This is a genomic window from Streptomyces sp. NPDC002690 (genome assembly GCF_053592415.1).
The window spans coordinates 1-9,653 of the sequence record NZ_JBSFVR010000291.1 but is presented as its reverse complement, the minus strand read 5'-3'; the positions used below and the strand labels follow the sequence as shown (position 1 = coordinate 9,653).

Sequence of the window (9,653 nt, the reverse complement as noted above, 5' to 3'; positions counted from 1 at the left end):
CTGATCGTGGCGCAGTTCGTCTTCGGCCTGGGCTGGGGCTCCATCATGGCGCCCGCCACCGCTTCGCTGATGTCCGTCGTGCCCCCGGTCAAGGCTCCCGGCACCCCGGCCGAGGACCGCCTACGAGGCCGCCCGGCACGGGATGGCGTACCAGCTGCTCACGGACAACGCGGCGGGATCGCTCTTCGCGGCCGGGCAGGTGGACGCGGTGCTGATCGGCGCGGACCGCATCGCGGCGGACGGTTCCGTGGCGAACAAGGTGGGGAGCTATCCGCTCGCGGTGCTCGCGAAGTACCACCACGTACCGTTCGTCGTGGTGGCGCCGGCCACGACGGTGGATCCGGGCACCGCGGACGGGACGTCGATCGTCGTCGAGCGGCGCTCCGGCCGCGAGGTGACGGAGTTCACATCGTTGCGGCCCGCGCCGCACGGGGGAAACGGGGGCGGGCTGGTGGTCGCGCCCCTGGGAACCCCGGTGTACAACCCCGCGTTCGACATCACGCCACCGGAACTGATCACGGCGATCGTCACGGGGGAGGGCGTCATTTCGCCGGTCACGAGGGCCGGACTGGCCGAGCTGTGTGCCAGGTCATCGCAGATAACGATTAGCTAATGGGATGATGTCGATTATGAAGGGACGCGTCCTTGTCGTCGACGACGACACCGCACTGGCCGAGATGCTCGGCATCGTGTTGCGTGGAGAAGGTTTTGAACCGTCGTTCGTAGCGGACGGCGACAAGGCACTTGCTGCCTTTCGGGAGGCCAAGCCGGACCTGGTGCTGCTCGACCTCATGCTGCCCGGAAGGGACGGCATCGAGGTCTGCAGGCTCATCAGGGCCGAGTCCGGCGTGCCGATCGTGATGCTCACCGCGAAGAGTGACACCGTCGATGTGGTGGTGGGCCTGGAGTCCGGGGCCGACGACTACATCGTGAAGCCGTTCAAGCCCAAGGAGCTGGTGGCCAGGATCAGGGCACGTCTGCGGAGGTCGGAGGAGCCGGCGCCCGAGCAGCTGACCATCGGTGACCTGGTCATCGATGTTGCCGGGCACTCCGTCAAGCGGGAGGGGCAGTCCATCGCCCTGACCCCGCTCGAGTTCGACCTGCTGGTCGCGCTCGCCCGCAAGCCGTGGCAGGTCTTCACCCGTGAGGTCCTGCTGGAACAGGTGTGGGGCTACCGGCACGCCGCGGACACCCGACTGGTGAACGTGCACGTCCAGCGGCTCCGTTCCAAGGTCGAGAAGGACCCCGAGCGGCCCGAGATCGTCGTCACCGTGCGTGGCGTCGGCTACAAGGCCGGACCGAGCTGACATGACCCGAGGCAGCGCTGCTCCTGGCCCCGGGGAGCCCGGAGCCCCCGAGGAGCGGGCTGCCGGACAAGGTCGTTCCCGTCTCTCCCGGAGCGTCCGGTCGTTCACCGACCGGACGCCCGGAGGGCCGTTCCCCCGTCTTCTGCTGCGCTGGTCGCGGCGGCCGCTGCTGCCCGCCCTGCGGGTGTGGCGCCGCAATCTCCAGCTGCGGGTCGTCGCGGGCACCCTGCTGATGTCGCTCGGCGTCGTGCTCCTGCTCGGCTTCGTCGTCATCGGGCAGGTGCGCAACGGCCTGCTCGACGCCAAGGGCAAGGCCGCCCAGACCCAGGCCGCCGGCGGGTTCGCCGCGGCCCAGGCGAAGGCCAACGAGCCCCTCACACCGGGCCGCGAGGACGGCACCGACGGCATGTCGGCCAACACCTCCTGGCGGACCGACCTCGTCGACCAGCTGGCCAGCGGCGGCACCAACGCCTTCAACGTGGTGGCGCTCAGCCCGGACTCCGTGAGCCGCGGCACCGCCAGCCGGGCCCCGCGCGGATCCGGCAGCGTGGAGGCGTCCAGCGTCCCGGACCGGCTGCGCGAGGCGGTCGACAAGGGACCGGGGGCGTTCCAGACGTACTCCCTGATCCGCTACTCGTACGGCAAGGAGTCGCAGCCCGGCCTCGTCGTGGGCAAGCGGCTCTACGACATCGATCACAACCCCTACGAGCTGTACTACCTCTTCCCGCTCACGCAGGAGGAGAAGTCCCTGGCCCTGGTCAAGACGACGCTGGCCACCGCCGGGCTCTTCGTCGTGGTGCTGCTCTGCGCCATCGCCTGGTTCGTGGTGCGCCAGGTCGTCACGCCCGTACGGATGGCGGCCGGGATCGCCGAGCGGCTTTCGGCCGGGCGGCTCCAGGAGCGGATGAAGGTCACCGGCGAGGACGACATCGCCCGGCTCGGTGAGGCCTTCAACAAGATGGCCCAGAACCTCCAGCTGAAGATCCAGCAGCTGGAGGAGCTCTCCCGGATGCAGCGCCGTTTCGTCTCGGACGTCTCGCACGAACTGCGCACCCCGCTCACCACCGTGCGCATGGCGGCCGACGTCATCCACGAGGCGCGGGTGGACTTCGACCCGATCACCGGCCGTGCCGCCGAACTTCTCGGCGATCAGCTCGACCGGTTCGAGTCCCTCCTGTCCGACCTGCTGGAGATCAGCCGGTTCGACGCGGGGGCGGCGGCGCTGGACGCCGAGCCGATCGATCTGCGCTCGGTGGTGCGCCGGGTGATCGGCGGCGCCGAACCCCTGGCGGAGCGGAAGGGCACCCGCATCCGGGTGGTCGGCGACGAACAGCCGGTCGTGGCCGAGGCGGACCCCCGGCGGGTCGAGCGCGTCCTGCGCAACCTCGTGGTCAACGCCGTCGAACACGGCGAGGGCCGGGACGTCGTGGTGCGGATGGGCGCGGCCCAGGGCGCCGTCGCCGTCGCGGTGCGCGACTACGGCGTCGGTCTGAAGCCCGGCGAGGCGACGCGGGTCTTCAACCGGTTCTGGCGGGCCGACCCGGCCCGCGCCCGTACGACCGGGGGCACCGGTCTCGGGCTGTCCATCGCCGTCGAGGACGCCCGGCTGCACGGCGGCTGGCTCCAGGCGTGGGGCGAGCCGGGTGGCGGCTCGCAGTTCCGGCTCACCCTCCCCCGTACGGCGGACGAGCCGCTGCGCGGGTCCCCGATACCCCTGGAGCCCGAGGACTCGCGGCGCAACGTCGCGGACCGCGAGCGTTCCGGTGCGGTGGACGCCGCCTTCGACGCCGACGGCCGGCACCGGGTGATGGCCGTGCCCCACCAGCCCAGCTCCTCCGACCGTGCCACCCTCTCCGTGCCCGCCGGGCCCGGCCCCTCGCGTCAGGCACCCGCCTCGGTCCACCCCGCGGCGCTGCCCGGCAGTGGTGCGCGGGTGGTGGCGCGGCCCGGCCCGGCCCCCGTACCGCAGATCCCCGAGCAGTCCCAGGAGCGGAGCCCGGACCGGTTCCCGGACCAGGAGGACACCCGACGTGGGTACTGACCGTCGTGACGACGGCCGCCGCCGCGGAACCGTGCGGACGACCGCGGTGCTCGGCCTCGGCGTCCTGCTGCTCGCCGGATGCGGGTCCATGCCCGTCGTCGGGGACGTCAAGCCCGTCGACGCCTCCCAGGCCGGCGACGCCCAGGTGCAGGTCTACGCGGTGCCGCCGCGCGCCGGCGCGGAGCCGGGCGAAGTGGTCGACGGCTTCCTGGAGTCGATGACCAGCGACGACCCCTCCTTCCGGACGACCCGCACCTACCTGACCCAGGACGCGGCCCGTACCTGGCGCCCGGCCGCCGGCACCACCGTGCTCGCCAAGGCGCCGAACCGGAACGCTCCCGTCCTGCGGGGCCCGGAGCCCGAGGCGACGGACACCACGTACACCCTCAGCGGCCAGAAGGTGGCGGAGGTCGACGCGCAGAGTTCGTACCAGCCGCTCGCGCCCGCCGACTACGTGCAGAGCCTGCACCTGGTGCGCGAGAAGGGTGCGGACGGCAAGCAGGAGTGGCGGATCGACTCGGTGCCGGACGGCCTGGTGCTGGGACAGTCCGACTTCAAGCGGCTCTACCGTTCCGTCAACACCTACTACTTCGCGGCCGGCACGCCGGACGGTTCCGCCGCGCTGGTCGCCGACCCCGTCTACGTACGCAACCGGACCGACCCCGTGACGCGGATGGACGCCACCACGCAGACCATCCGGACCCTTCTCGACGGGCCGACCGACTGGCTGCGGCCCGTGGTCGATTCCAGCTTCCCCGCCGGTACGACGCTGCAGAAGGGTGTCACCTCGCTGGCGCCCGACGACCAGAACGTCCTCAAGGTGCCGCTCAACAAGAAGGCCGCCGGTACCGGCCGGGCCGCCTGCCGGATGATGGCCGCCCAAGTGCTCTTCACCCTGCGGGACCTGACGTCCGCCCGTGTCGAGCGGGTGGAGCTGGAGAGCGGGCAGGAGGTGCTCTGCTCGCTGGGCGCCGAGGAGGCGTCCGGGTTCGCCGCCGACCGCGGCTCAGGCGCCCCCGTCGGCCAGTACTTCGTCGACGACGGGAAGGTGCAGCTGATTCCCGGCTCGACCAAGGGCGGCGGCGACCCCGTGCCGGTGATCGGGCCGCTCGGCGAGGGCACCCGTCGGATGAGCGCGGTCGGGGTCTCCCGCGACGAGGAGAAGGCCGCCGGGGTGACGGAGGACCGGTCACGGCTGTACGTCGCGTCGATCGTCGAGAAGAGCGAGCTGCCGGCCGTGGCCCCGGTCGTCAGCGGTGCGGCGTCCGCCGAGGACCGTCTGTCGGCGCCGAGCTGGGACGGCAGGGGCGATCTCTGGGTCGCCGACCGCGACCCGGACGCCCCCCGGCTGCTCAGACTGGCCGGAGGCGAGGGCGCGCCCCGGGAGGTCGCGGTCCCGGGCCTCGGTGGTGACCGGATCGAGGCACTCCGGATGTCGGCGGACGGCGTCCGGATCGCGCTGCTCGTGGGCAAGGAAGGCCACCGGACGCTGAAGATCGGCCGGGTCGAGAGGGTCGGCTCCGGCGAGGCGCAGGAGGTCTCCGTACAGGACCTGCGCCAGGCCGCGCCGCAGCTGACCGACGTCACCGCGGTCTCCTGGTCCGGACGCGGCCGGCTCGTCGTCGTCGGCAAGGAGGAGGGCGGGGTCCAGCAGGTGCGTTACGTGCAGGCGGACGGGTCCACGTCGTCCTCCGAGGTGCTGCCCGGCGTCAACCAGGTGGAGTCGATCGCCGCTGCCGACGACGAGCTCCTGCCGCTGATGGCGGACACCATGAGCGACGGCATCGTGAAGCTGTCGCCCGGCGACAACTGGCAGACCGTGCTGAAGAAGGGCACCTCGCTGGTCTACCCGGGCTGAGCCCGGCCCGCGCCCACGCTCGCTGTCGCGCCCGTCGCGCCCGTCGCGCCCGCGCGCCCGTCGGGGTCCGCCTGCCCGCCGGAGTCCCGCGCGCGAGGGGCCCGTGGTGTTGTCCACAGGGGTGGCGCGGCCGTGGGACGGCGGGCAGGGTGGATCCGTGCGGGAGTGGTGGCGGGAGTTGGCCGGACTGGTGCTGCCGGTGGCTTGCGGGGGCTGCGGCACCCCGCGTACGGAGCTGTGCGCGGGGTGCGCCGAAGGGCTGGGCGGCCGGGAGCCGCGCCGGGTGCGGCCCTCGCCCGAGCCGCCCGGGCTGCCGGTGGTGCACGCCGGCGCCCCGTACGAGAACGCCGTGCGCGCGCTCCTGCTGGCCCACAAGGAGCGCGGCGCCCTGACGCTGGCGCGACCGCTCGGTGGTGCTCTCGCGGCTGCCGTACGGGCCGGGCGGGCGTGTTCCGGGGAGGGCGAACCCCTGCTGCTCGTGCCCGTGCCTTCGGCCCGCCGGGCCACCGCGGCGCGCGGGCACGACCCGGTACGCCGGATCGCCCTGGCGGCGACCGCCGCGCTGCGGTGTTCGGGCACCCCGGCGCGGGTCCTTCCCGTCCTGCGGCAGCGGCGCCGGGTCGCCGACCAGGCGGGGCTGCGGGCGGCCCAGCGGCGGGCCAATCTCGCGGGCGCGCTGGAGGCGGTACCCGGCTCCGAACGGCTCCTCGCGGCGGGCCGGGTGGTGCTGGTGGACGACCTGATGACGACCGGGGCGACGCTGGCGGAGGCGGCCCGTGCGGTCGGGCCCGCCCTGCCCCGGACGGGCGCGGACCGGCACCTCTGGGCAGCTGTGGTCGCAGCTTCTCCGTCTGCTTTCGAAATAAACCGGAACTGACAGAAATCTTTCATCTCCGCAGGTGATAGAAGGGTAAAGGGACCTGAACGGAGGTACGCGTGAGTAGCGGGTGCCGAGAAGGCGTTCGGCACGCTATGTTCGGTGGTGAGGAATGGTGAACCCCAGGCCTCGACGAACGCACCACCAGGTTTCGGGCAGGCCTACATCCGGAGTTCAGCTGTCGGAAGATCGGCGGGATGGTGAACCCGTCGGTGGGCAGGAGGAGGTGGAAGGTCACCGAGTCCGAGGCTCCGGAAAGCGCTGGAGCCTGGTGCAAAAGGGAGGCGCTCCGCCACCGTTGCGGAGCGATCCGGGAACGGAGTTCTGCGTGGACATCGTCGTCAAGGGCCGCAAGACCGAGGTGCCCGAGCGGTTCCGCAAGCACGTGGCCGAGAAGCTGAAGCTGGACAAGATCCAGAAGTTCGATGGCAAGGTCATCAGCCTCGACGTGGAGGTGTCCAAGGAGCCGAATCCCCGTCAGGCCGACCGTTCCGACCGGGTGGAGATCACGCTCCGCTCGCGCGGTCCGGTCATCCGGGCCGAAGCGGCTGCGGGCGACGCGTACGCGGCGCTGGACCTGGCCACCGGCAAGCTGGAGGCGCGGCTGCGCAAGCAGCACGACAAGCGCTACAGCCGCCGCGGCAACGGCCGTCTGTCGGCCGCCGAGGTCGCCGACGTGGTGCCGGGCACGGCCGCGTTCGACGAGGACGGCGAGCTGGTCAACGAACAGCTCGCCGAAGAGGTGCCCACCACGAGGGTCGGTTCGCTGGAAGTACAGGGCGAAGGTCCTCTGGTGATGCGCGAGAAGACGCACGTGGCGGCCCCGATGCTGCTCGACCAGGCGCTCTACGAGATGGAACTGGTCGGCCACGACTTCTACTTGTTCGTCGACGCCGAGACCAAGGAACCCAGCGTCGTCTACCGGCGGCACGCCTACGACTACGGTGTCATCCACCTGAGGACCGACCCTCTGGCCTCGGACGAGGCCGGTGGCGCGGGCGGTGCGCTCGGCGGCTGACGATCCGTCTTCGCGGTGCCCCCTGGAGTGCGTGCGCGCCCCCGGGGGCACCGGCGTGCGACCACGGGACCCCGTTCCGGCGGCCGGGCATGAAAGCATGGCCCCCCGAGCCAATCGGTATGCGGTGCAGTGCCGTTGGCGACCGTGTGTGATTTCAGGCCGTGGCCTTCAGGGGGAGGAACGATGGCGGACACCTTCGGGCCCGTGCGCGACACGAATGTTTCCGGAGAAGCTGCCCGTACCCGAGCCGGCGCGGACGAGGACACCTCGCCCCGCAAGGAACCCATCAGGGTCCTGGTGGTGGACGATCACGCGCTCTTCCGCAGAGGGCTGGAGATCGTGCTCCAACAGGAGGAGGACATCCAGGTCGTCGGTGAGGCGGGGGACGGCGCGGAAGCGGTCGACAAGGCGGCCGACCTGCTGCCCGACATCGTGCTGATGGACGTGCGGATGCCCAAGCGCGGCGGCATCGAGGCATGCACCGCCATCAAGGAGGTGGCCCCCAGCGCGAAGATCATCATGCTGACGATCAGCGACGAGGAGGCCGACCTCTACGACGCGATCAAAGCCGGCGCGACCGGATATCTGCTCAAGGAGATCTCCACCGACGAGGTGTCCACGGCGATCCGGGCCGTCGCCGACGGGCAGTCCCAGATCAGCCCGTCGATGGCGTCGAAACTCCTCACCGAGTTCAAATCGATGATCCAGCGCACCGACGACCGGCGACTCCTTCCGGCGCCCCGGCTCACCGACCGCGAACTCGAAGTCCTGAAACTCGTGGCCACCGGCAAGAACAACCGCGACATCGCGAAGCAGTTGTTCATTTCCGAGAACACGGTGAAGAACCACGTGCGCAATATCCTGGAGAAGCTCCAGCTCCATTCCCGGATGGAAGCCGTGGTCTATGCCATGCGGGAGAAGATCCTCGAGATCCGGTGAGATCCGCCGGGCCGTCCCGCGATCCGTGGGCGTCCCGTCACCGGCGCGCGGCGGAGAACTCCGCCCCGACCGCCCCGGTCAGCGGCTCCCGCAGCCCGGGGGGGTCCACCCGCTCCAGCCGTACGTCCGTGCAGCCGACCCAGGAGGCCGCCTCCACGAGCGCCTCGGCCATCGGCGCCACCGCCTTGGGGCTCGCCAGGGACACCTGACGGGCGACCAGCGTGGTGCCCTCGCGCGCCGGGTCGACGCGGCCCTGGAGCCGCCCGCCGGCGAGCAGGGGCATGGCGAAGTAGCCGTGCACCCGCTTGGGCTTCGGGGTGTACGCCTCCAAGCGGTGGGTGAACCCGAAGATCCGCTCGGTGCGCGCGCGTTCCCAGATCAGGGAGTCGAACGGCGACAGCAGCGTCGTGCGGTGGCGTCCGCGCGGTTCGGCGGCCAGCGCCTCCGGATCGGCCCACGCGGGCTTCCCCCAGCCCTCCACCGTCACCGGCACGAGGCCGGAGCCGGCCACCACGGCGTCGAAGTCCTCGGCCTTCAGCCGGTGGTAGTCCGCGAGGTCGGAGCGGGTGCCGACACCCAGCGAGCGGCCGGCGAGCGCGACGAGCCGGCGCCGGCACTCCTCGTCGCTCAGGTCGTCGTGCAGGAAACGGTCGGGGATCGCCCGCTCGGCGAGGTCGTAGACCCGCTTCCAGCCCCGGCGTTCGGTGCAGACCACCTCGCCGTACATCAGGGCGCGTTCGACCGCCACCTTGGTCGCGGACCAGTCCCACCACTCACCGCCGTTCTTCGCGCCGCCCAGCTGGGTCGCGGTGAGCGGGCCCTCGGCGCGCAGCTGCGCGATCACGGTGTCGTACGTGCCGGCGGGCAGCTCGTGGTGCCACTGCGGGCGGTCCCGGTAGGCGCGGCGGCGGAAGGCGAAGTGCGGCCATTCCTCGACCGGCAGCACGCACGCGGCGTGCGACCAGTACTCGAAGGCGCGACCACCCGACCAGTACGCCTCCTCCACCGCCTTGCGGCCGATCCCGCCGAGCCGCGCGTACGGCACGAGCTCGTGGGAACGGGCCAGCACCGAGATGGTGTCGAGCTGGACGGCTCCGAGGTGGCGCAGCACCCCGGGCACTCCTGCGCGGCGGTCGGGCGCTCCCAGGAATCCCTGCGCGCGCAGCGCGATCCGGCGGGCCTGATCGGCGGAGAGTTCGACCACGGGGGTCTGCACGGGCGGCTCGGACGTCATGGGGGCACTTTAAGGGGCGCCACCGACAGGCGAGCGGGGGTCCGAACGGGTGTCCGAGGGGTGGTGCGGGTCGCCCCCCCCGAGACGCTCCCCGGGCCGGCCCGGGGAGCTCCGAGCCGGTGTGTCCGGCCCGCACCGCTTCAGCCGGTCCGCCCCCGGGACGGCAGGTACGCGGCTGACCCCGGCGGATGGGCCCCCGGATCCGGCAGCCCTGTTCCGGTGAGCCGCCGGCCGAGACCCGAGGGAATGCGCCCGGGGCCGGACGCCGGGAACCCCAGGTCCGCCGGGAAGAGCGAGGCGCTCCAGAGGGCGCGGGGCGCGCCGTCCCGGGCGGTGGCGCCGTCGGCGGTGACGCCGGCGGGAACACCGACGGCGCCAC

General features: G+C 72.1%; 7 protein-coding genes and 2 pseudogenes. 7 read left to right on the top strand and 2 right to left on the bottom strand.

Features of this window, described 5'->3' with window-relative positions:
• Positions 1–115: 115 nt before the first annotated feature.
• The 7 genes and pseudogenes from ACWD3D_RS27715 to ACWD3D_RS27685 form a co-directional block, all read left to right on the top strand.
• Positions 116–613 (top strand): annotated as a pseudogene (locus ACWD3D_RS27715) (S-methyl-5-thioribose-1-phosphate isomerase); the annotation flags it as partial.
• Positions 614–617: 4 nt separating this feature from the next.
• Positions 618–1,307, top strand: coding sequence for a two-component system response regulator MtrA (gene mtrA / locus ACWD3D_RS27710; protein ID WP_007448372.1), 690 nt, complete (start codon positions 618–620; stop codon positions 1,305–1,307).
• 1 nt (position 1,308) lies between these two features.
• The gene (mtrB, locus tag ACWD3D_RS27705) at positions 1,309–3,348 is read left to right on the top strand and encodes an MtrAB system histidine kinase MtrB (protein WP_451463511.1); all 2,040 of its coding nucleotides are present in this window, start codon (positions 1,309–1,311) and stop codon (positions 3,346–3,348) included.
• A gap of 31 nt (positions 3,349–3,379) precedes the next feature.
• Positions 3,380–5,206: an LpqB family beta-propeller domain-containing protein gene (locus tag ACWD3D_RS27700; protein WP_451463512.1), complete on the top strand. Its 1,827-nt coding sequence runs from the start codon at positions 3,380–3,382 to the stop codon at positions 5,204–5,206.
• Positions 5,207–5,363: 157 nt separating this feature from the next.
• Complete coding sequence (locus tag ACWD3D_RS27695; RefSeq protein ID WP_451463510.1) at positions 5,364–6,083, top strand: ComF family protein; 720 nt, start codon at positions 5,364–5,366, stop codon at positions 6,081–6,083.
• Positions 6,084–6,411: 328 nt separating this feature from the next.
• Positions 6,412–7,101 carry a ribosome hibernation-promoting factor, HPF/YfiA family gene (hpf, locus tag ACWD3D_RS27690; protein WP_451463509.1) on the top strand — a complete coding sequence of 230 codons (690 nt, stop codon included), beginning with the start codon at positions 6,412–6,414 and terminating at the stop codon, positions 7,099–7,101.
• Between the two features lie 183 nt (positions 7,102–7,284).
• Positions 7,285–8,040 (top strand): response regulator, encoded by a 756-nt coding sequence (locus ACWD3D_RS27685; protein ID WP_266704996.1) that lies wholly within the window; start codon positions 7,285–7,287, stop codon positions 8,038–8,040.
• A gap of 37 nt (positions 8,041–8,077) precedes the next feature.
• On the opposite strand, the gene ACWD3D_RS27680 is transcribed toward ACWD3D_RS27685, so the two are convergent.
• Positions 8,078–9,274 carry a winged helix-turn-helix domain-containing protein gene (locus ACWD3D_RS27680; RefSeq protein ID WP_451463508.1) on the bottom strand — a complete coding sequence of 399 codons (1,197 nt, stop codon included), beginning with the start codon at positions 9,272–9,274 and terminating at the stop codon, positions 8,078–8,080.
• Positions 9,275–9,414: 140 nt separating this feature from the next.
• Positions 9,415–9,653 (bottom strand): annotated as a pseudogene (locus tag ACWD3D_RS27675) (hypothetical protein); the annotation flags it as partial.